The 21,648-nt window shown below is 66.7% G+C and carries 23 protein-coding genes; 21 read left to right on the top strand and 2 right to left on the bottom strand.

Translation table 11 applies throughout. The annotated features are described in order from the left end of the window. Window positions 1-20: 20 nt before the first annotated feature. The 20 genes from Q0632_RS20750 to Q0632_RS20845 all read left to right on the top strand — a co-directional run bounded on the left by Q0632_RS20750 (window position 21) and on the right by Q0632_RS20845 (window position 18,126). Window positions 21-1,397 carry a FecR domain-containing protein gene (locus Q0632_RS20750; RefSeq protein WP_298933792.1) on the top strand — a complete coding sequence of 459 codons (1,377 nt, stop codon included), beginning with the start codon at window positions 21-23 and terminating at the stop codon, window positions 1,395-1,397. Between the two features lie 128 nt (window positions 1,398-1,525). Then, the gene (locus Q0632_RS20755; protein ID WP_298933794.1) at window positions 1,526-3,121 is read left to right on the top strand and encodes a ShlB/FhaC/HecB family hemolysin secretion/activation protein; all 1,596 of its coding nucleotides are present in this window, start codon (window positions 1,526-1,528) and stop codon (window positions 3,119-3,121) included. Window positions 3,122-3,141: 20 nt separating this feature from the next. After that, window positions 3,142-3,552 carry a DUF971 domain-containing protein gene (locus Q0632_RS20760; protein WP_298933796.1) on the top strand — a complete coding sequence of 137 codons (411 nt, stop codon included), beginning with the start codon at window positions 3,142-3,144 and terminating at the stop codon, window positions 3,550-3,552. Between the two features lie 145 nt (window positions 3,553-3,697). Beyond that, window positions 3,698-4,429, top strand: a complete 732-nt coding sequence (ubiE, locus tag Q0632_RS20765; protein ID WP_298933798.1) for a bifunctional demethylmenaquinone methyltransferase/2-methoxy-6-polyprenyl-1,4-benzoquinol methylase UbiE — start codon at window positions 3,698-3,700, stop codon at window positions 4,427-4,429. Between the two features lie 21 nt (window positions 4,430-4,450). Then, window positions 4,451-5,437, top strand: coding sequence for a Tim44 domain-containing protein (locus tag Q0632_RS20770; protein ID WP_298933873.1), 987 nt, complete (start codon window positions 4,451-4,453; stop codon window positions 5,435-5,437). 50 nt (window positions 5,438-5,487) lie between these two features. Further along, window positions 5,488-6,024 (top strand): hypothetical protein, encoded by a 537-nt coding sequence (locus tag Q0632_RS20775; protein WP_298933800.1) that lies wholly within the window; start codon window positions 5,488-5,490, stop codon window positions 6,022-6,024. Further along, window positions 6,021-7,589 (top strand): ubiquinone biosynthesis regulatory protein kinase UbiB, encoded by a 1,569-nt coding sequence (gene ubiB / locus Q0632_RS20780; protein WP_298933802.1) that lies wholly within the window; start codon window positions 6,021-6,023, stop codon window positions 7,587-7,589. Before Q0632_RS20775 ends, ubiB begins: the two co-directional genes overlap by 4 nt. Window positions 7,590-7,645: 56 nt before the next feature. Beyond that, the gene (locus Q0632_RS20785; RefSeq protein WP_298933804.1) at window positions 7,646-9,088 is read left to right on the top strand and encodes a sodium:solute symporter family protein; all 1,443 of its coding nucleotides are present in this window, start codon (window positions 7,646-7,648) and stop codon (window positions 9,086-9,088) included. A 72-nt stretch (window positions 9,089-9,160) separates the two neighbouring features. Next, a complete protein-coding gene (locus tag Q0632_RS20790) occupies window positions 9,161-9,478 on the top strand; it encodes an FmdB family zinc ribbon protein (RefSeq protein ID WP_298933876.1) in 318 nt (105 codons plus the stop codon). 8 nt (window positions 9,479-9,486) lie between these two features. Further along, window positions 9,487-10,107, top strand: coding sequence for a DUF502 domain-containing protein (locus Q0632_RS20795; protein WP_298933807.1), 621 nt, complete (start codon window positions 9,487-9,489; stop codon window positions 10,105-10,107). A 48-nt stretch (window positions 10,108-10,155) separates the two neighbouring features. Further along, window positions 10,156-11,943, top strand: coding sequence for an aspartate--tRNA ligase (gene aspS, locus Q0632_RS20800; protein ID WP_298933809.1), 1,788 nt, complete (start codon window positions 10,156-10,158; stop codon window positions 11,941-11,943). Between the two features lie 48 nt (window positions 11,944-11,991). Next, window positions 11,992-12,438 (top strand): dihydroneopterin triphosphate diphosphatase, encoded by a 447-nt coding sequence (gene nudB / locus Q0632_RS20805; protein ID WP_298933811.1) that lies wholly within the window; start codon window positions 11,992-11,994, stop codon window positions 12,436-12,438. Further along, window positions 12,435-13,163 carry an endonuclease/exonuclease/phosphatase family protein gene (locus tag Q0632_RS20810; RefSeq protein ID WP_298933813.1) on the top strand — a complete coding sequence of 243 codons (729 nt, stop codon included), beginning with the start codon at window positions 12,435-12,437 and terminating at the stop codon, window positions 13,161-13,163. The genes nudB and Q0632_RS20810 overlap by 4 nt, the downstream gene beginning before the upstream one ends. A gap of 9 nt (window positions 13,164-13,172) precedes the next feature. Continuing rightward, window positions 13,173-14,378, top strand: a complete 1,206-nt coding sequence (gene clsB, locus Q0632_RS20815) for a cardiolipin synthase ClsB (RefSeq protein ID WP_298933817.1) — start codon at window positions 13,173-13,175, stop codon at window positions 14,376-14,378. Window positions 14,379-14,543: 165 nt separating this feature from the next. Beyond that, window positions 14,544-15,248, top strand: a complete 705-nt coding sequence (gene folE, locus Q0632_RS20820) for a GTP cyclohydrolase I (protein ID WP_298933819.1) — start codon at window positions 14,544-14,546, stop codon at window positions 15,246-15,248. A gap of 2 nt (window positions 15,249-15,250) precedes the next feature. Then, window positions 15,251-15,673, top strand: a complete 423-nt coding sequence (locus Q0632_RS20825; RefSeq protein WP_298933821.1) for a BLUF domain-containing protein — start codon at window positions 15,251-15,253, stop codon at window positions 15,671-15,673. An 18-nt stretch (window positions 15,674-15,691) separates the two neighbouring features. Beyond that, window positions 15,692-16,573, top strand: coding sequence for an EamA family transporter (locus tag Q0632_RS20830; RefSeq protein ID WP_298933823.1), 882 nt, complete (start codon window positions 15,692-15,694; stop codon window positions 16,571-16,573). A 4-nt stretch (window positions 16,574-16,577) separates the two neighbouring features. Further along, window positions 16,578-17,414, top strand: coding sequence for a DUF429 domain-containing protein (locus Q0632_RS20835; protein WP_298933825.1), 837 nt, complete (start codon window positions 16,578-16,580; stop codon window positions 17,412-17,414). Continuing rightward, window positions 17,411-17,890 (top strand): RidA family protein, encoded by a 480-nt coding sequence (locus tag Q0632_RS20840; RefSeq protein ID WP_298933827.1) that lies wholly within the window; start codon window positions 17,411-17,413, stop codon window positions 17,888-17,890. Before Q0632_RS20835 ends, Q0632_RS20840 begins: the two co-directional genes overlap by 4 nt. An 8-nt stretch (window positions 17,891-17,898) precedes the next feature. Further along, window positions 17,899-18,126: a DUF167 domain-containing protein gene (locus Q0632_RS20845; RefSeq protein WP_298933829.1), complete on the top strand. Its 228-nt coding sequence runs from the start codon at window positions 17,899-17,901 to the stop codon at window positions 18,124-18,126. Window positions 18,127-18,134: 8 nt separating this feature from the next. Here the strand turns inward: Q0632_RS20845 and Q0632_RS20850 are convergent, their stop codons facing one another. Beyond that, on the bottom strand, window positions 18,135-19,787 hold the full coding sequence (locus Q0632_RS20850; protein ID WP_298933831.1) for a SulP family inorganic anion transporter: 1,653 nt from the start codon (window positions 19,785-19,787) through the stop codon (window positions 18,135-18,137). 181 nt (window positions 19,788-19,968) lie between these two features. Between Q0632_RS20850 and Q0632_RS20855 the strand changes: the two genes are divergently transcribed. Next, window positions 19,969-20,430, top strand: coding sequence for a BON domain-containing protein (locus tag Q0632_RS20855; protein ID WP_298933833.1), 462 nt, complete (start codon window positions 19,969-19,971; stop codon window positions 20,428-20,430). A 197-nt stretch (window positions 20,431-20,627) separates the two neighbouring features. On the opposite strand, the gene Q0632_RS20860 is transcribed toward Q0632_RS20855, so the two are convergent. Next, window positions 20,628-21,533 (bottom strand): LysR family transcriptional regulator, encoded by a 906-nt coding sequence (locus Q0632_RS20860; protein WP_298933835.1) that lies wholly within the window; start codon window positions 21,531-21,533, stop codon window positions 20,628-20,630. Window positions 21,534-21,648: the final 115 nt, after the last annotated feature.

Raw genomic sequence — 21,648 nt, forward strand, 5'->3', positions numbered from 1 at the left:
GACTAGGTTCTGGAGGTTCGATGGCTCGCCCGACATTCCCGTATTCGCTCGCACGCCTTGCATTGGCTGCGGGCTTGCTGCTGGCCGGCCCAGCCATGGCCCAGGTTGCAGGCCAGGTGGAGTTCTCCCGTGGCGTCGGCTTCGCGCAGTCACCGGGCGAGACGCCCCGCACGCTGGGCAAGGGATTGCCTCTGCGCCAGGGCGACCGCCTGACCACCTCCGAAGGCGCGTCTGCCATCATCAAGCTCGAAGATGGAACCCGCATGACGGTGCGGCCCAATTCCGAAATGGTGTTGCAGACGTACCAGTTCAAGGAGGACGCGGCCGACAACACCATGCTGATGCAACTGGTGCGCGGCGGCTTCCGGGCCGTCACCGGGCTGATTTCCAAGAACGCGCCGGGCGCCGCGAGGATACAGACCAATACCGCCACCATCGGCATCCGCGGCACCGACTTCGACGCTCGCGTCTGCACCCGCGACTGCGCCACCGAGTCGTCGCGTGTGAGCGAGAACTCCCGGCCCAATACCGTGCAGGCCAGCGCCAAGGTGGTCAACGCCCAGGGTGCGCTCAATGCGGTGGACGGTGCCGGCCAGCGCCGGCGGCTGGTCGACGGCGGCAGCGTCTATCCGGGAGACACCGTCGAAACCGGCGCCGGCACCCGTGCCATCCTGGCTTTCCGCGACGACACGCGGATCACGCTGGGTTCGACCACGCGGTTTCGCGTCGACAACTTCGTCTACGACGAAAGCAACGCTGGCGAAGGCCGCTTCCTGGCCTCCCTGCTCAAGGGCTCGGTGCGGGCCCTCACCGGTCTGATCGCCAAGGCCAACAGCCGCAACGTCGGCTTCAGCACCGCCACGGCGACCATCGGCGTGCGCGGCTCCGGCGCCGACCTGGTCTGCACCGGCGCTTGCGCCGGCGAGCCGGGCGACGGCAATTCGGGCCTGAGCATTTTTTCCTGGCTGGGCGGCTGGACCGTCCAGGAAACCGGCCAGACCGCCATCCAGTTGCTGCAGGCCGGCCAGGGCCTGTTCATCACGCCCACGGGCATTCGCACCATCACCAACCAGCCCGATGCCGAGGGGCAGCGGCCCGACGGCGTGACCCTGCCGCCCAAGCTGTTCGAGCGCGAGGAGATGTCCGGCGCCGAGGAGGGCCTGTTCGTCTTTGTCCGCGACGGCCATATCGAGCTGCTGACGGCCAACGACATCCTCCAGCTGGGCAAGGGCGAGGCCGGCTTTGCCGGCGCCAATGGCGAGACCAAGCGTCCGATCGACGTTCCCAAGTTCCTCGACTTCGACAGGCTTCCCCTGCCGAACTCCAGGAACCCCCTGCTGGTGAGCGTCCTGAACGACAACAACGTCAATCGGGACAAGAACAACCAGTGCAAGTAGGGCGCACGGGGCTGGTGACAAGCTCAGCAGGGTGCGACAATCCGCGCTCATTTGACGCCAAAGAGGGCCAAAGGACTATGGTGAACGGGTTTTTGCCACGCTGTTCGAGCCGGGGCCGGGGCAGTCCCTTGACCGCACTGGCCATCGCCATCCTGGCCGCTTGCGGCGCGGTCCATGCCCAGACGGCGCCCAAGCCCGTTGCCACCCCCATGCCCGCGCCAGCGCCGGCTGCCGTCTTCCAGATCAGGGGCTTCAAGGTCACCGGTGACAACCCGCTGGGCGACGGCGAGACATCGCGCATCCTGGCGCCCTTTCTGCGGGCCAACGCCACGATCGAGACGCTGCAGCAGGCCACGGCAGCCCTGGAAGCGCAGCTGCGCAGCAAGGGCTATGGCCTGCACCGTGTGGCCCTGCCGCCGCAGGAGGTGGGCGACACGGTGACGCTCAACATCGTGACCTTCACCATCAGCAAGGTCGCCATCGAGGGCGCTAGCCTGTACGACGAGGGCAATATCCGCCGCTCGCTGCCCGAGCTGCGCGAAGGCCAGACGCCCAACTTCAAGACCCTGGCCATCCAGTCGGCCATTGCCAACGAAAACCCCAACAAGCAGCTGCAGGTGGGTATCCGTGAGGCCGACGAGCCCGATCGCATCGACGCCACCATCACGGTGAAGGAGGCCCGTCCCTGGACCTTCGGCGTCGGCCTGTCCAATGCCGGCTCCGACTCTTCCGGCCACGACCGCCTCACCATCTCTGGCGGCCACACCAACCTGTTCAACCTGGACCACCAGTTCGTCGGCGCCTACACCACCTCGGTGGAGCGTTCGGACGACGTCAGGCAGTTTGGCTTGTCGTACAAGATTCCGCTGTACAGCCTGGGCGGCGTGGTGGGGGCGACCTACACCAAGTCCGACGTGGTCGGCGACTTCGGCACCTTCAATAGCACCGGCGCCGGCCACACCTTCGGCCTGAACTACACCTGGTATCTGCCGCCCGAGGGCGGGCGCCGCAGCTACGTCATGCTGGCGTTCGACGACAAGGTGTTCGACGCCTCCAAGATCAACGACACCGTGGTCCAGGGCCAGACCGACCGGCGCAGCCGTCCGCTGACCGTGGGCTACACGGCGCGCACCGAGTCCGATGCCTCCGTCTGGGGCTACAACCTGGATTTCGCGGCCAATACCAGCAGCGGCGCCAACAACGACCTCGCGTCCTACCAGGCAGAAGATCCTCGCATCACCACCACCCATTGGATGGTGTTGCATGGCGGCGGAGCCTATACGATGCCGTTCGCCACGGGCTGGCAGTTCGGTGCGCGCGGCAGCTTTCAGTACAGCCCCGACGCCCTGATTTCCGGCGAGCAGTTCGGCCTGGGCGGCCTCAGTTCGGTGCGCGGCACCAGCCTGGACCGGCCGATCTCGGGCGACAAGGGGCTGGTGGCCACGGTGGAAGTCACCACGCCCGAGGTGTTTCCAGGCCTGCGCCTGCTGGGTTTCATCGATGCTGGCTGGCTGGGCAGCAACAGCCCGGAGAGTTTTGGCAAGCCCACCAGCGACCACCTGGCCAGCCTGGGCCTGGGCCTGCGCTACGGCAAGGGCCCGCTGATCCTGTCGCTGGACTATGGCCGTCTGGTCCTGGGCAGCAAGGTCCCCCAGGCCGCCAATTCCGCGGCGCCCGAGAAGGGCGACGATAAGCTTTACTTCAATCTCGCGCTGCGTTTCTGACGCGGCGCCAAGGCAGTTCCATGGCAGGCTTGCGCACCGACACGCCCACTCCCGTTTCACTCACGGCGCATGGCCGCTCGCGGGAGCTGGAAATCACTTTTTCCGACGGCGCGCACTTTCGCATCCCGTTCGAGCTGATGCGCGTGTATTCGCCGTCCGCCGAGGTGCAGGGCCACGGCCCGGGCCAGGAGGTGCTGCAAACCGGCAAGCGCGAGGTCGAACTCACCGCCCTCGAGCCGGTGGGCAACTACGCGGTCCAGCCTTCTTTCTCGGACGGCCACGACACTGGCATCTTTTCCTGGGACTACCTGTACCACCTGGGTTCCCAGCAGGGGCAGCTGTGGGGCGACTACGAGCAGCGCCTGGCCAAGGCCGGTGTCAGCCGCGACGCGCCCATGGCCGGCAAGGCCGACCATGCCTGCGGACACTGAACGCGGATCGCTATCAATTCGGTAGCGTCTGAGGCAGCGGGGGCGGGGCTGGTAGCGAAAATGCATCACAAGCCTGAGTGGATTCCCTGCATTGGTGCAGGGTTGTCCTCTGCGCAGCGCTGATTGCCCGTAGCATCAAGGCTTCATGAGCACAACCCATTTCGGCTTCGAATCCGTCGACGAGCGCGAGAAAGCGCGGCGTGTGCGCGGCGTCTTCGATTCGGTCGCCTCCAAGTACGACCTGATGAACGACCTCATGTCGATGGGCCTGCACCGCGCATGGAAGGCCTATACCGTGCTGGTGGCCAACCTCCAGCCAGGCCAGCAGGTGCTGGACATCGCCGGCGGCACCGGCGACCTGGCCCTGGCGTTTGCCGCCAAGGTGGGGCCGACCGGGCGCGTGGTCCACACCGACATCAACGAGGCCATGCTGCGCACCGGCCGCGACCGGCTGCTGGACAAGGGTGTGGTCCTGCCAACCCTGGTCTGCGATGCCGAGAAGCTGCCCTTTGCCAGCGGCAGTTTCGACCTGGTCAGCGTGGCCTTCGGCCTGCGCAACATGACGCACAAGGACGCGGCGCTGGCCGAGATGAACCGTGTGCTCAAGCCCGGCGGCAAGCTGCTGGTGCTCGAATTCTCCAAGGTGGCCCAGCCGCTGACGAAGGCCTACGACTGGTATTCGTTCAAGGTGTTGCCGCAATTGGGAAAACTGGTGGCCGGCGACGACGCCAGCTACCGCTACCTGGCCGAATCCATCCGCATGCATCCCGGCCAGGAAGAACTCAGAACCCTGATGAAAAAAGCTGGTTTCGGCCACGTGGACTATCACAACCTGACGGGCGGCATCGTGGCTTTGCATGTTGGAATCAAGTGCTGAAACATCGGCGATGAAGGACAAATCATGAAACTCTGGTCTTTGGCCCTGGTGGCCGTGCTGGCCCTGGGTGGCCTCAATGCCGAGGCGGCCAAGCGGATGGGTGGCGGCGGCTCGATCGGCCAGCAGTCGGGCAACGTGACGCAGCGCCAGGCGGCGCCCGCCCAACCGGCAGCGCCTGCCGGCGCGCAGACCCAGGCGGTCAAGCCCGCCACGGCAGCGCCGGCGGCGGCGCCCAAGCGCCCCTGGGGTGCCATGCTCGGCGGCCTGGCCGCCGGCCTCGGCCTGGCCTGGTTGGCCAGCTCGCTGGGCCTGGGCGCAGCGTTCGGTCAGTTCCTGACCATCGCCCTGCTGGTGCTGGTGGTCATGGTGGTGATCGGCTTCATCATGCGTGCCCGCCGCGGCGCGGCCAGCCCCACGGCCGGTGGCCGTCCGCTGGCTTTCGAAGGCGCAGGCGCACCGGCCGACACGGCCACGGCGCCACCACAGTACAGCCCGGACAAGGTGGGCAACGACGCATCGGCCCGGCCCTGGGAGCGCAACTCCATGGCCTTCGAGGCCGGCAAATACGGCCAGAACGGCGTGCAGATCGGCTCGGCGCTCGGCGGTTCGCAGTCCTGGGGGATTCCTGCCGGCTTCGACGCCGAGGGCTTCATCAGCGCCGCCAAGCGCAATTTCGTGTCGCTGCAGGATGCCTGGGACAAGTCCGACATCCCGTCGCTGCGGGCCATGATGACCGATGAGATGCTCAGCGAGATCCGCTCCCAGCTGGCCGAGCGCGAGACCCACATCGGCGGCCAGGTGAACAAGACCGACGTGGTCATGCTCGATGCCCAGTTGCTGGGCATCGAGGACCTGGGCGAGCACTACATGGCCAGCGTGGAGTTCTCCGGCATGATCCGCGAGGAGCCGTCGGCCGGCCCGAGCCCGTTCCGCGAGGTCTGGAACATGACCAAGCCGCGCAGCGGCACCAGCGGCTGGCTGGTGGCGGGCGTGCAGGCGCTGCAGTAGTGCGTGTCCGGCGGGCTCCGCCGGCAAAATCTCTTGAATAATGGGGGACTATGGCAACACAGTCCCCCATTCCGTTTCTGGACGGCCTTTTCGACAAGGTCGCCAGCACCCTGCAGCCGCCAGGCTGGGCGATCGATGAGATCCAGAGGCGCCTGGTCCTGCTGCTCAACCACGTGTTGATGCAGGAGCCGCAAGCGCGCGAACGCCTGGCGCGGCAGTCCGGCAGGGTGGTGGAGGCGCAGTGGCGGGTCTTCGTGGTGCGGCTGGCCGCCACCCCGGCCGGCCTGCTGGAACTGGCGCCGGCCGCGGCCGCGCCTGACCTGACCCTGACGCTCACCGACGAATCGCCGCTGGGCCTGGCGCAGGCGGCGGTGCGTGGCGACAAGCCGCCGATCCGCATTGCCGGCGACGTGCAGTTCGCCGCCGAGATCAACTGGCTGGTGGACAACGTGCGCTGGGACCTGGAAGAAGACCTCGCGCGCCTGGTCGGCGACGCGCCGGCCCACGCCGCCGCGCAGGTGGCGCGGCGCGTGGCACAGGCTTTGCGCGGGTTCGCCGCTCCTGCGGCAGGCCCGGGGCCGGCATGACCCGTATCCTGCGCGGCATCTACATCGTCTGGATCATCCTGCGCTACGGGCTGGATGAGTTGGTGCTCAACAGCTTCCGCCAGCCCTGGCTGCACGGCGTGGCGCGGGTGATCAGCTTCGGCCGCAGGCTGGACGCCCCGCGCGGCCAGCGCCTGCGCGAGGCGCTGGAGCAGCTCGGTCCGATCTTCGTCAAGTTCGGCCAGGTCATGTCGACCCGGCGCGACCTGCTGCCGGCCGACATCGCCGACGAACTGGCCCGCCTGCAGGACCGCGTGCCGCCTTTCGACTCTGCGATCGCCATCGCCACCATCGAGCGGGCTTTCCGCCGCCCGGTGGACAGCGTCTTTGCCAGCTTCGAGCGCGAGCCGGTGGCCAGCGCCTCGATCGCCCAGGTGCACTTCGCCACGCTGCTGGACAAGCACGGCGCCACGCGCGAGGTGGCGGTCAAGGTGCTGCGCCCGGGCATGCTGCCGGTGATCGAGAAGGATCTGGGCCTGATGCGCATGATGGCCGGCTGGGTGGAAAACCTGTCGGCCGACGGCAAGCGCCTGAAACCGCGCGAGGTGGTGGCCGAATTCGACAAATACCTGCACGACGAGCTGGACCTGGTGCGCGAAGCCGCCAACGCCGCCCAGCTGCGCCGCAACATGACGGGACTGGACCTGGTGCTGATCCCCGAGATGCACTGGGACTTCTGCCACCCTGAGGTCATCGTGATGGAGCGCATGCACGGCGTTCCCATCAGCCAGACCGAGCGCCTGCGCCAGGCCGGCGTGGACCTGGGCAAGCTGGCGCGCGATGGCGTGACGATCTTTTTCACCCAGGTCTTTCGCGACGGCTTTTTCCACGCCGACATGCACCCGGGCAACATCCAGGTCAGTCTGGATCCGGCCACCTTCGGGCGCTACATCTCGCTGGATTTCGGCATCATTGGCACGCTGACGGAGCACGACAAGGAGTACCTGGCGCAGAACTTCACGGCCTTCTTCCGGCGCGATTACAAGCGGGTGGCGCAGCTGCACATCGAGTCGGGCTGGGTGCCGCCGGAGACCCGGGTCGACGAGCTGGAGGCGGCGGTGCGTACCGTCTGCGAGCCGTACTTCGACCGGCCGCTCAAGGAAATCTCCCTGGGCATGGTGCTGATGCGGCTGTTCCAGACCTCGCGCCGCTTCCATGTGGAGATCCAACCGCAGCTGGTGCTGCTGCAAAAAACCCTGCTCAACATCGAGGGCCTGGGGCGCCAGCTCGACCCGGAGCTGGACCTGTGGCACACGGCCAAGCCCTTCCTGGAGCGCTGGATGATCGAGCAGATCGGCCCGCAAAAGCTGCTGGACGAACTGCGCGACCAGGCGCCGCGCTATGCCAAGCTGCTGCCCGACCTGCCGCGCCTGCTGCACGACTTCCTGCAGCGCGGCGCCGCTGGCAGCGACGACCGGCACGTCAAGGAGCTGCTGGCCGAGCAAAAGCGCACCAACCGCCTGCTGCAGGCCATCATCTACGGCGGCCTGGGTTTTGCTTTGGGTCTGGTCGTGATGCAACTGGTGGTGCGCGTGCGGCTGTTCTGAGGGCGGCTGATTTTCCGGATAATCCGCGGGCGCCGAAAAAACGAGAGGAGTGAGCCGTGCTTTTGACCCTGGTCTTCGTCTACCTGTTGATCACCATCGCCATCGGCCTGTATGCGGCCAAGCGGGTGAAAAACACAGCCGACTTCGCCATCGCCGGGCGCAGCCTGCCCCTGGTGATGATCGTCACCACCACCTTCGCCACCTGGTTCGGCTCGGAGACGGTGCTGGGCATCCCGGCCAAGTTTGTCAGCGGTGGCCTCAACGGCGTCATCGAGGACCCCTTCGGCGCCGGCACCTGCCTGATCCTGGTCGGCCTGTTCTTCGCCGGCAAGCTGTACCGCATGACGCTGCTGACCATCAGCGACTACTACCGCGAGCGCTACGGCCGCACGGTGGAAGTGGCCTGCTCTCTGATCATCATGCTCAGTTACCTGGGCTGGGTATCGGCCCAGGTCACGGCCCTGGGCCTGGTGTTCCACGTGCTGTCCGGCGGCGCCATCAGCGTGCCCGTGGGCATGGTGATCGGCGTGGTCTCCATCCTGGCCTACACCCTGTTCGGCGGCATGTGGTCGGTGGCGATCACCGACTTCATCCAGATGATCGTCCTGGTGGTCGGCCTGGCCGTGCTGGCGGTGTTCGCCGCCGACATGGCCGGCGGCGCCGACAAGGTGATCAGCCTGGCCCTCAGCAAGGATCTGTTCAAGTTCTGGCCCGAACCCAATCTCAAGGACATGATCTTCTTCTTTGCCGCGGGCATCACGATGATGCTGGGCTCCATTCCCCAGCAGGACGTGTTCCAGCGCGTGATGTCGGCCAACAGCGAGAGCGCCGCCCGCAAGGGCCCGGTGATCGGTGGCATCTGCTACATCCTGTTCGCCTTCGTGCCCATGTTCCTGGTGGCCAGCGCCCTGATCATCATGCCGGAGCAGACCGCCGCCCTGCTCAAGGACGACCCGCAGAAGGTGCTGCCCACCCTGGTGCTCGAGAAGATGCCCTTCGTCATGCAGGTGCTGTTTTTCGGCGCGCTGCTGTCGGCCATCAAGTCGACCGCCTCGGCCACCCTGCTGGCGCCCAGCGTGACCTTCACCGAGAACATCTGGCGCCAGTTCCGCCCGCGCACCAGCGACCGCCAGGAGCTGCGGACCATGCGCATCACCGTGCTGGTGTTCAGCTGCTGCGTGCTGGCTTATGCCATCTACATGCAGGGCACGTCGATTTACGAAATGGTCTCCGGCGCCTACCAGGTCACCCTGGTGGGCGCCTTTGTGCCGCTGGTCTTTGGCCTGTACTGGAAGAAGGCCACCACCCAGGGCGCGATCTTCTCCATCGTGCTGGGCCTGCTGGCCTGGCTGCTGTTCATGGTGACGCCGGCTGGCGAGGCCTTCCCGGGCCAGCTGGCTGGCCTGCTGGCCAGCTTGGCGGGCATGCTGATCGGCTCGCTGGGGCCGCAGGCCATTCGCAACAGCCAGGGTTCGCACCACAGGCTGGCCGGCGCCTGAGCGGGCCGGGAGGCGGGGGTCGACCCCCGCCTATAATTGAGGGTTTTGCAGTCGCGAGGCTTCTTCGACGCCATGCCCATTTACGCTTACAAATGCAGCTCCTGCGGCCATGCCAAGGATGTCCTGCAAAAAATGTCCGATGACCCGCTGACCGTTTGCCCGGCCTGCGGCGCTGCTGCTTTCAGCAAGCAGCTGACCGCCGCTGGCTTCCAGCTCAAGGGCTCGGGCTGGTACGCCACCGATTTCCGCAACGGCCCCAGCCCGGCACCGGCAGCTTCGAGCGCGCCCGCCGCGGATGCTGCCAAGCCGGCCGAGACCGCAGCCCCCAAGCCCGCCGACAGCAAGCCGGCGACCAAGACCGACACGCCCTCGGCCTCGGCTGGCGACTGAAAGACCCCATGGCCGCCCTGCGCAAATGGCTGTTCGCCGGCCTCCTGGTCATCGTGCCGGTGGCCATCACCATCTGGGTGCTGCAGTGGATCATCGGCACGTTGGACCAGACCCTGCTGATCCTGCCAGCTGCCTGGCGGCCGGACCGCCTGCTGGGGTTCTATCTGCCGGGCTTCGGCGTGCTGCTGACCTTCGCCATCTTGCTGGTGGTGGGCGCCGTGGCCAGCAATTTCCTGGGCAAGCGCCTGGTGGTCTGGGGCGACGCCATCGTCAGCCGCATCCCGGTGGTGCGCTCCATCTACTCCAGCGTCAAGCAGGTCTCGGACACGCTGTTTTCCGAAAGCGGCAACGCCTTTCGCACCGCGGTGCTGGTGCAATGGCCGCGCGCCGACGTCTGGACCATCGGCTTTGTCACCGGCGTGCCCGGCGGCGAGGTCAGCAAGCACCTGGTGGGCGACTATCTGAGCGTCTACGTGCCGACCACGCCCAACCCCACGGGCGGCTATTTCGTCATGCTTCGCCGCAGCGACTGCATCGAGCTCAAGATGAGCGTCGACGAGGCCCTGCGCTACGTGATTTCCATGGGTGTGGTCGTCCCGGGCGGCCCCGCCAATCCCCTCCTCAAGTAACGCGCCGCCAACAGGGCGCTGGAAGCTGCAGCCATGTCATCCCAAATCATGCGAACGACCTATTGCGGGCTGGTCACCGAGGCCCTTCTGGGCCAGACCATCACCTTGTGCGGCTGGGTCAACCGCCGGCGCGACCACGGCGGCGTGATCTTCGTCGACCTGCGCGACCGTGAAGGCTATGTGCAGGTGGTGTGCGATCCCGACCGCGCCGACATGTTCAAGGCCGCCGAAGGCCTGCGCAATGAGTTCTGCGTGCAGATCAAGGGCCTGGTGCGCGCGCGCCCGGCCGGCACCACCAACGACAAGCTCAAGAGCGGCCAGATCGAAGTGCTGTGCCATGAGCTGACGGTGCTCAACCCGTCGGTGACGCCGCCGTTCCAGCTGGACGACGACAACCTGTCGGAAACCACCCGCCTGATGCACCGGGTGCTGGACCTGCGCCGCCCCTACATGCAGAACAACCTGATGCTGCGCTACAAGGTGACGATGGAGGTGCGCAAGTTCCTCGACGCCAACGGCTTCATCGACATCGAGACGCCCATGCTGACGAAGTCGACGCCCGAAGGCGCGCGCGACTACCTGGTGCCCAGCCGCGTCCATGACGGCATGTTCTTCGCGCTGCCGCAGTCGCCCCAGCTGTTCAAGCAGCTGCTGATGGTGGCCGGCTACGACCGCTACTACCAGATCACCAAGTGCTTCCGCGACGAGGACCTGCGCGCCGACCGCCAGCCCGAATTCACCCAGATCGACGTGGAAACCTCCTTCCTGACCGAGGAAGAGATCCGCACCATGTTCGAGGGCATGATCCGCAGCACCTTCCAGCATGCCATCGGCACCGAGCTGCCGGCCTTCCCGGTGATGAAGCATGCTGAAGCAATGCGCCTGTACGGCTCGGACAAGCCCGACCTGCGGGTCAAGCTGGAGTTCACCGAAATCACCGACGTGATGAAGGACGTGGACTTCAAGGTCTTCTCCGGCCCGGCCAATGCCGAAGACGGCCGCGTGGTCGCCCTGCGCGTGCCCGGCGGCGCCGAGATGAGCCGCGGCGAGATCGACGGCTACACCGAGTTCGTCAAGATCTACGGCGCCAAGGGCCTGGCCTGGATCAAGGTCAATGACGTGGCCACGGGCCGTGAGGGCCTGCAGTCGCCCATCGTCAAGAACATCCATGACGCTGCCATTGCCGAGATCCTCAAGCGCACCGGCGCCGCCAACGGTGACCTGATCTTCTTCGGGGCCGACAAGGCCAAGATCGTCAACGACGCCATCGGTGCCCTGCGGGTGAAGGTCGGCCACAGCGAGTTCGGCAAGGCCCGAGGCCTGATCGACGGCCAGTGGAAGCCGCTGTGGGTGGTCGACTTCCCCATGTTCGAGTTCGACGAGGACGGCCAGCGCTGGAACGCGGTCCACCATCCCTTCACCTCGCCCAAGGACGGCCACGAGGACTGGCTCGAGACCGACCCCGGCCGCTGCATCGCCAAGGCTTACGACGCCGTGCTCAATGGCATCGAACTGGGCGGCGGCTCGGTGCGTATCCACCGCGAGGAGGTGCAGAGCAAGGTGTTCCGGGCGCTCAAGATCGACGCCGAGGAAGCCCAGCTCAAGTTCGGTTTCCTGCTGGACGCGCTGCAGTACGGCGCCCCGCCGCACGGCGGCATCGCCATCGGTCTGGACCGCTTCGTCATGCTGATGACCGGCGCGGAAAGCCTGCGCGACGTCATCGCCTTCCCCAAGACCCAGCGCGCGCAAGACCTGCTGACCCAGGCCCCGGGCCCGGTCGACGAGAAGCAGCTGCGCGAGCTGCACATCCGGTTGCGCAGCACCGAAAAGGCCTGAGCCGGCTGTTCGGGCACAATGAAAAGAGCGCTGCGGCGCTCTTTTTTCATGGATGCCCGCCCCTTCAAGATTCCCCAGTCCGTGCTGGTCGTGGTCCACACGCCGGCCCGTGATGTCCTGTTGCTCAAGCGGGCCGATGCGCCGGACTTCTGGCAATCGGTCACCGGCGCCAAGGACCACGAGGGCGAGGACTTCGCGGCCACGGCCCTGCGCGAGGTGGCCGAGGAAACCGGCATCAGCAGCGGCACGCTGCGTGACTGGGCTCTGGAGAACGTCTACGACATCTACCCGCGCTGGCAGCACCGCTACGCACCCGGCGTCACGCGCAACACCGAGCACGTGTTTGGCCTTCAGGTGCCCGCCGGCACGCCGGTGCGCCTGAGCCCGCGGGAGCACACGGCCTACAGGTGGTTGCCCTGGCGCGATGCGGCGCATGCCTGCTTCTCGCCGTCCAACGCCGAAGCCATCCTCTTGCTGCCACAATTTCTGACATGACAGTTCTGCGGGTCGCCACCTACAACATCCACAAGGGCGTGCAGGGCTTCGGCCCGGCGCGCCGGCTCGAGATCCACAACCTGGGCCACGCGGTGGAGCAGCTCGACGCCGACATCGTCTGCCTGCAGGAGGTGCGCAAGCTCCATCGCCGGGAGGAGCGCTACTTCAACCGCTGGCCCGAGCTGCCGCAGGCCGAGTTCCTCTGCCCCGAAGGCTATGCGGCGGTCTACCAGACCAACGCCACGACGCGCCACGGCGAGCATGGCAACGCGCTGCTCTCGCGCTGGCCTGTGGTCTCGCAGGGCCACGAGGACATGTCGGACCACCGCTTCGAGCAGCGCGGCCTGCTGCACGTGCAGATCAAGGTCGAGCGCAAGCTGGTCCACGTCATCGTCATGCACCTGGGGCTGATCGCCGGCAGCCGGGTGCGCCAGATCGCCCAGCTGCGGCGCTTCATCGAGCGCGAGATTCCGCGGCGTGACGCGGTCATCGTCGCCGGCGACTTCAATGACTGGGGCGGCAAGCTGCGCGCGGCGATGAACGCCATGGACCTGAAGGACTTTGTCGGCGAGCGGGCCCTGACCTATCCCTCGCGGCTGCCACTGACCCAGCTGGACTACGTCTACGCAAGAGGCTTGAAGCCGCTGGGCCTGCAGATCCCGCGCGGTCGCATCTGGTGGCGCATGTCGGACCACCTGCCGCTGATCGCGGAGTTCCGCCTCTAGGGCAGATCGATGGCGCAGCGTGTTCCCCTCCTGCGCGGCGGCCATGGCATGGAGCTGCTGCAAGGCAGCGGCGAGTTCTTCCCAGCGCTGGTGCAGGCGATCGACGCGGCCCGGCGCGAAGTGCGGCTGGAGAGCTACATCTTCGACTTCCACGGCGCCAGCGCCGAGGTTGCCTATGCGCTCGAGCGCGCCAGCCGGCGCGGTTTGCAGGTCTGCGTGGCAGTCGACGGCTTCGGCAGCGACCCCATCCCCGCGCTCTGGCGGGATCGCTTCCTGGCCGCCGGCGTGCAGTGGCGGGTGTTCGCCCATCCCGGCAGGCTGGGCATGCTCTGGCCCGGCCACTGGCGGCGCCTGCACCGCAAGCTTTGTGTGGTGGACAGCGTCATTGGGTTTTGCGGCGGCATCAACATCCTGGATGACTTGTACGACCCCAGTTGGGGCACGCTGGCCGCGCCCCGTTTCGACTTCGCGGTGCGCGTGACCGGTCCGCTGGTGGATGACCTGCATGCCACCATGCTGCGGGTCTGGCACAGGGCGCGACCCGAGCGGCCGGCCGACCACGCCTGGCTGCAAGGCGTGTTGAGGCCCTCGCGCGGCCATGCGCCGGCGCCGGTCGTCATGCCAGCGCCGCCGGGCCTGGCGCGGGCGGCGCTGGTGCTGCGCGACAACCTGCGCTACCGCAACAGCATCGAGCGGGCCTACCGCCGCGAGATCGGCCATGCGCGCAAGGAGATCATCATCGCCAACGCCTACTTCGTGCCCGGCCACAAGATGCGCGACGCCCTGATCCAGGCCGCCGGGCGCGGCGTGCGGGTGCAGCTGCTGCTGCAGGGCCGCTACGAGTACTTCATGCAGTACTACGGCGCCCGCCTGGTCTATGGTGCGCTGCTGCGCGCCGGCGTCGAGATCCACGAGTACTCTCCCAGCTTCCTGCACGCCAAGGTGGCGGTGATCGACGGCCGCTGGGCCACCGTGGGTTCGTCCAATCTCGATCCCCTGAGCTTTCTGCTGGCGCGCGAGGCCAACGTCAATGTGGAGGAACCGCAGTTCGCGCAGCAGCTGCGCGAGCGCCTGCTCAAGGCCATGCGCGAGGGGGGCAGGGCGCTGGACCCGGCCGCCTATGCCAGCCGGCCCTTCACCCAGCGGCTGCGCGAAAGGCTGGCGCTGGTGCTGATGCGGGCGGCGCTGGCGGTGCAGGGCTACAAATACCTCTGAGCGTGCCGGCCGGAGCACGCCAGGCGGCTTGCAGCAGCCGTTGTGCTATTGAATTGGTAGCGTTGCAGGACCATTTGACGGGGGATGCAGGCCAAACCCCTTGCCAAGCAGGCGCAAAACAGGCAGTGTTAGCATCCTGGCATGCTCATGAAAGCCGATCCATCCATGAAAGCAGCTGACGGCGAGGACGCCGGCACGCCCGTGTCGGTCAAGATCCGCGAACGCATCCAGGCGGCGCGCAAGCGTTTCCATTCCAACGACAACATCGCCCAGTTCATCGAACCCGGCGAGCTGGAAAAGCTGCTCGACGAGGTCGAGACCAAGATGCAGGGCGTGCTCGACAGCATGGTGATCGACACCGCCAGCGACCACAACACCGGCAACACGGCCCGGCGCGTGGCCAAGATGTACCTCAACGAGGTGTTCAAGGGCCGCTACGTCGCCGCGCCCGCCATCACCGAATTCCCCAACGCCGAGCACCTCAACGAGCTGATGATCGTCGGCCCGATCACCGTGCGCTCGGCCTGCAGCCACCATTTCTGCCCGGTCATCGGCAAGGTCTGGATCGGCGTCATGCCCAACGAGCACACCAACGTGATCGGCCTGTCCAAGTACGCGCGGCTGGCCGAATGGGTGATGGGCCGGCCGCAGATCCAGGAAGAGGCGGTGGTGCAACTGGCCGACCTGATCATGGAAAAGACCCAGCCCGACGGCCTGGCCATCGTGATGGAAGCCACCCACTACTGCATGGCCTGGCGCGGCGTGAAGGACCTGGACAGCAAGATGATCAACTCGGTCATGCGCGGCCAGTTCCTCAAGGACTCCACCCTGCGCCGCGAATTCCTCGCCCTCATCCCCCGGAAAGACTGACCATGCTCGTTCGCCTGCTCTATGCCAGCCGTGCCGTCGACACCAGTCCGGCCGCCATCGAAGCCATCCTGGAAAAGGCCCGCGAGCACAACCCCGTGTCGGGCATCACCGGCATCCTGTGCTACGGCGGCGGCATCTTCCTGCAGGCCATCGAAGGCGGGCGCATGCAGGTCAGCGAGCTGTTCGGCACCATCCTGGCCGACAAGCGCCACAAGGACGTGGCCCTGCTGCACTACGAAGAGATCTTCGAGCGCCGTTTCGGCGGCTGGACCATGGGCCAGGTCAACCTGGCCAAGCTGAACCACTCCATCTTGCTCAAGTACTCCGAGAAGCCCGAGCTCGACCCCTATGCCGTCTCCGGCAAGGTCTCGCTGGCCCTGCTGGAGGACCTGATGGCCACCGCCGCAATCTGCGGGCGTGTCTAGTCCCCACTGAGGGCGGCCATGCCGCTCAGCGCCCTTGCCCTCGTCGTCCTCGCCGGACTGATCCACGCCAGCTGGAACATCGCCGCCAAGAAAGCCGGCGGCGACGCCCGCTTCGCCGCCTTCACCGGCTTGGTGATGATGGTGTTCTGGGCGCCGCTGGGCATCTGGCTGGCCATCGACGAACTGCCGCAGTGGGGCATGACCCAGTGGCTGTTCATCGCCGCCAGCTCGGCTCTGCACACCCTGTACTACCTGACCCTGCTGCGCGGCTACCGCAAGGCCGACCTCACGGTGGTCTACCCACTGGCACGCGGCTCCGGCCCGTTGCTGTCGTCGCTGGTCGCCATCTTCGTGCTCGGCGAGCACATCAGCCTGGTCGGTCTGGCCGGCATCGTGGGCGTGGTCGGTGGCGTCTTTCTCATTGCCGGCGGGCCGGCCCTGCTGCGCACCGCCCATGACCCGGCCGCGCGCATCCGCCTGCACAAGGGCATGCGCTACGGTTTGCTGACCGGCGCCTTCATCGCCAGCTACACCGTGGTCGACGGCTACGCGGTCAAGCTGCTGGCGGTCTCGCCCATTTTGCTGGACTACATCGGCAACCTGTTTCGCATGGGCCTGCTGGCGCCGGCCGTGCTGCGCGACATTCCGCAGGCCCGCGTGCTGTGGCAGCAGCAGTGGAAGTACGCCGTGTTCGTGGGCATCATCAGTCCCGTGTCATATGTGCTTGTGCTCTATGCGATGAAAGAAGCGCCGCTGTCGCATGTGGCACCGGCGCGCGAAGTGTCCATGCTGTTCGCCGCCCTGATCGGCGGCCACCTGCTGGGCGAGGGTGACCGCAGGGCGCGGCTGCTGGGCGCCGTGTTGATCGCCATGGGCGTGATGGCGCTGGCTTTGGGTTGACGCGATGGATTCGCCCTTCCTCGTTGGTTGCGACTTCTCCAGCAGTCCCACGCGGCGCAAGCCCATCGTCCTGGCCATCGGCAGTGTTGTCAGTGGCCGGGTCGTGCTCACGCGCCTGGAGCGCCTGGAATCGCTGCAGGCCTTTGGCGACTGGCTGGCAGCGCCGCGGGCCTGGGTCGGCGGCTTCGATGTTCCCTTCGGCCTGCCGCGCGAACTGGTCGAGCACTTGGGCTGGCCGCTGCAGTGGCGCGAGTGCATTGCGCACTATGCGGGCCTGAGCCGCGCCGAGATCCGATCCACCTTTGCCGCATTTTGCGACGCGCGTCCCGTGGGCGGCAAATTTGCCCACCGGGCCTTCGACAAGCTGGCGGGTTCCAGCCCCTCGATGAAATGGGTCAACCCGCCGGTGGCCTACATGCTGCATGCGGCCGTGCCTTTGCTGCTGGCCGCCGGTGTCCATCTGCCCGGCCTGCACGCAGGCGACCCACAACGCGTGGCGCTGGAGGCCTATCCCGGCCTGCTGGCGCGCGAGCTGCTGGGCACGCGCAGCTACAAGAGCGACGACAAGGCCAGGCAGACGCCCGAGCGCCTGATCGCCCGCAAGGACCTGGTCCACGGGCTGGAGCTGGGCCAGACGCGCTTGAAGTTGCGCCTGAAGCTGAGCAACGCACAACGCGACGCCGTGGTGGCTGATGCCAGCGGCGACAGCCTGGACGCCGTTCTCTGCCTGGTGCAGGCGGCCTGGGCGCAGCAGCAGGGCGCGCCGCGCTATGGCCTGCCGGAACAACTCGATCCGCTGGAAGGCTGGATCCTCACCGTTGAAAGCAAGGAGAAGCCGTGACGACTGCCGACGCATTGTTCGACCGCCAGCTCAAGGCGCTGGCCATGGTTTTCGAAGACGACATCCGGCCCGGCGCCAACTACGAGCTGGTGGTGGAGCACGGCGGCCAGGCCTGGGTCAGCGGCCAGATTCCGCGCCTGCAGGGCCAGATCGTCTGCACGGGGCGCGTCGGCCAGGACCTGACGCTGGAAGAAGCCCGTGCCGGGGCGCGGGTGAGCACGCTGCGGGCTCTGGCCATCCTGCGCCAGCAACTGGGCAGCCTGGCTCGGGTCGAGCGCATCCTGCGCGTCACGGTCTACGTGCAAAGCGCGGCCGACTTCACCCAGCAAAGCGAGGTGGCCGACGCCTGCTCGGACATCCTGTACAGCGTGTTCGCACCCAACGGCGGCCACACCCGCACTTCGGTGGGCGTGTACCAACTGCCCAAGAACGCAGCGCTGGAGATCGACCTGGTCGCCGCCGTGCGGCCGGCCTGAGGCGGGCCATGGCGACCACGCTGCAGGTCAAGGTCAAGCCCAATGCCCGTGCCAGCAGGCTGGAACAGGAGGCCGATGGCACTTGGCGCGCGCAGCTGAAGTCGCCGCCGGTGGATGGCAAGGCCAATGAGGAACTGGTGGCCCTGGTGGCGCGGCACTTCGGTTGCTCGCGCTCGGCTGTGACCATCCGCAGCGGCGCCTCGGGCCGCATGAAGCTTGTCCGCGTCGACACCTGAGGCAGGCGTCAGGGACTGAGCCGGCCGAAGGCCATCAGCGCATCGACGTCGGTGCGGTACATGTGCAGCAGCGGCCCCTCGTCGAGCGCGCCGGCCTGGCGCAGAACCCGCTCCACCGGCAGCTTGATGCCGCTGATGTGCAGGGCGATGCCGCGTGTGGCCAGCAGCTTGCGCAGTTGGCTGAACACCTCCACGCCGGTGGCATCGATGCGGTTGATCGGCTGGGCGAACAGGCAGACATGCTGCACCTCGGGGTGCGCCGCCAGGTGTTCGACGATGGCCCGCTCGAAGGCGCTGGCCGAGGCGAAGTCCAGCTCGTCGTCCATGCGCAGCGCATAGGTCTGGCTGGCCAGCGGCGCCAGCTTCCACAGGTGGCGGTCGCGCAGGCTGCCGTCCGGGTGCAGGCCGACCTCGATGATGCGCGGGTGCAGGCGCAGGTACAGGAAGTGGGCCAGGCCCATCACCACGCCACACAGCACGCCCCAGTAGATGCGTGGCGCGGTGGCGATGGTGACGCCGAAGGTCAGGGTGGCGGTGATGGCCTCGACACGGTTGATGCGCCACAGCGGCTGGAAGATGCGCGGCTTGACCAGGCCGGCCACCGCCGTCACCACCACCGCCGACAACACGGCGCGCGGCACGTGGAAGAGGACAGGTGTGAGGAACAGCAGCACGCCCAGCACCACCACGGCCGCTGATACCGTGGCCCAGCCGGTACGCGCGCCCGAGTACAGGGTGATGGCCGAGCGCGAGAACGAAGTGCTGGTGGGGAAGGCGCCGCACAAGGCCGACACCAGTTTGCCCAGGCCCTGGCCCACCAGGTCCTGGTTGGCGTCCCAGCGTTTGCCGTCGTGCTGGCTTTCGATTTTGGCGCTGGAAGCCATCTCCATCGAGCTGACCAGGGCGATCACCAGCGCCGGCACCAGCAGGGCCGACAGGGCGTCGGCGCCTGGCCAGCCGGGCCAGTACAGCGTGGGCAGGCCCACCGGCAGGCTGCCGATGACCGAGCCGCGCGCCGCATAGCCGGTGGCCCAGCTCAAGCCCGCGGTCGCGGCCACGGCCAGCAAAGGCATGGGCCAGCGCGGCAGCCAGCGCTTGCCGGCGACGAACAGTGCGACGCAGACCAGGCCATAGGCCATGGCCTCGCGGTCGAACACCGGGTTCTGCCACAGCGAGGACAGGCCGCCTTGCAGGCCCAGCAGCGCGGGCAGCTGCGAGGCGATGATCAACAGGGCCGCGGCCTGGCTGAAGCCGGCCAGCACCGGCGAGCTCACCAGGTTGAGCACCCAGGCGCCGCCGCCCGCGCCCAGCGCAAACTGCACCAGTCCGGACAGCAGGGCCAACCAGACCGCCAGCGCCACCCATTGCTCGCTGGCCGCCGGCGCCATGCCCAGCAGCGTGGCGCCCACCAGCACGCTGCTCAGGGCCGAGGGGCCAACCGACAGCCGGGTCGAGCTGCTGAACAGCACGGCCGCCAGCATGGGCAGGAAGGTGGCGTACAGGCCGGTCACCAGGGGCATGCCGGCCAGGCCGGCATAGGCGACCGACTGCGGGATCATCACCACCGCCACCGTCAGGCTGGCGGCGATCTCGCCACGCAAAAGCGCTGCGGTGGGCCGGGGCCAATGGAGGAAGGGAAACCAGCGTGACCAGCGAGGCATGCTGTGAGTATGTCATTGCCCAGATGGCGGGCCCCGCGCGGCGGCTCAGCCGCGAACTCCTCTTGTCCTACGAGGATGTTCGAAGCAGCCCCACGGCGAAGGTGTGCGGCCGAGCCTAGATTGGAGGGAGAGTCCCGGGCACAGCCGTGCCGGCCCGTTCATCCCGAGAAAGGAACAAGCCATGAAGACCATCCAACAGACAAGCCTGATCGCTGTCGCATCCCTGGCCGCATTGCTGGCCCTGGGCGGCTGCAACCGCAATGACGAGCGCACCGCAGGCCAGCAGCTCGACTCGGCCATCGCCAAGAGCGGCGAGGCCGCCGACAAGGCCAAGGCAGATGCCAAGGTGGCTGCGGCCAAGACCGAGGACGCCATGAAGGACGCAGCCGATGCGACCAGGACCGCCGGCGCCAATGCCGTTTCCAAGCTCGACGATGCCGGCATCACAGCCAAGGTCAACGCCGGTCTGGCAGCCGACAAGGACCTGAGCGCGATCAAGATCAACGTCGACACAGCCGGCGGCGTGGTCACCTTGACCGGCCCCGTGCCCTCGGCTACCGCCAAGGAGCGTGCCAGTGACATCGCCAAGAACGTCAAGGACGTGAAGTCGGTGAACAACCAGCTCAGCGTGACAGCTGGCTAGGCTGCCACCTTCCACGAAAAGGCCGCCTGTGGGCGGCCTTTTTTTCAGCCGGGTTTTACTACGTTGATCACCGATTCTCGGCACACCTGATCAACCTGTCCTCAGCAGCAATACAACTGAGCATCACGGAGGAAAACAACCCATGAAACGCAGCGAATTGGCTTCTGCTGCACCCTTTCATGGCGGTGCGCCGGAGGTCAGCGCAACCCGCCACCCGTGACAGCGCATGATGCCAACTGGATTTGCTTGCGGATGAACATCTGTGCCGGATCCGACGTCCTGCTCGGTGTCCAGAACAACTTGATGGGAAACGTCTTGGATGTGACCGCCACGGGTAGCGCGCGAAGCGCAAAGGTGTCGCGTGCAAGTTTCAGCATGCTTCTGGGTATCAGGCCGGCGAGATCCGATTGGCTGGAAATCACCAGAACCTCCAGAAGTTCCGACACTTCGAGCACCATGTTCAGCTTCATTCGTCCCCACTCCTGGATGCCGGGAATAAGACTCTCACCCTCGACGCGAGGACGTAGCGCAACGAAATCCAATGCAACCAACTCCTTCTCCGTGCGAACCCGCCGGATCGCAGGGTGATCTTGGCGCGCCACCGCGACCAATGCGTCTTCAAATAGTGCGATTTCATCGAACCGGCTTCGCCCTGGCAACAGCCAATCGACTGCGGCATCGAACCTTCCGTCCAGCAACGCCTGCTCCTGCTCGACCGGCCGCGAGCGCGTGCTGAACGACACCTCGACGCCCGGCGCGGCAACCGCCAGTCGCTCCCGCAGGCGAACCGCCAGGAATGGCCCCAGCGGGTGTGGCACGCTGATGAAGAACGATCTTGTCGATGACTTCGGGTCAAAGCCACGAGTTTCCGAGACCGAGTCCCGAACCGTGCTCAGGGCGCCGTGCAACTTCGAGTAGATGGCATCGGCAGTCGGCGTCAGGGATACGCCCCGCCCGTGGCGCACGAACAGTTCATCGTTGAAGACAGCCCGCAGGCGCCCCACAGCGTTGCTGACGGCTGGTTGACTCATGGCCAGTCGGTGGGCCGCACTCGTCAGATTTCGTTCCTCATACACCGCTTCGAAGACCGGAAGGAGGTTCAAGTCGACACTTCTGAGATTGACCATGTGAATACCTGAGATACGAAGTATCAAGTAGACATTATTGCTACGAAAGACGAAAGTGCCCAAGGCTCCACCCCGAACCGGGACCCGGATC

The organism is uncultured Ramlibacter sp., from assembly GCF_936925435.1.
In the GTDB taxonomy this organism is placed as follows: Bacteria; Pseudomonadota; Gammaproteobacteria; order Burkholderiales; family Burkholderiaceae_C; genus Ramlibacter.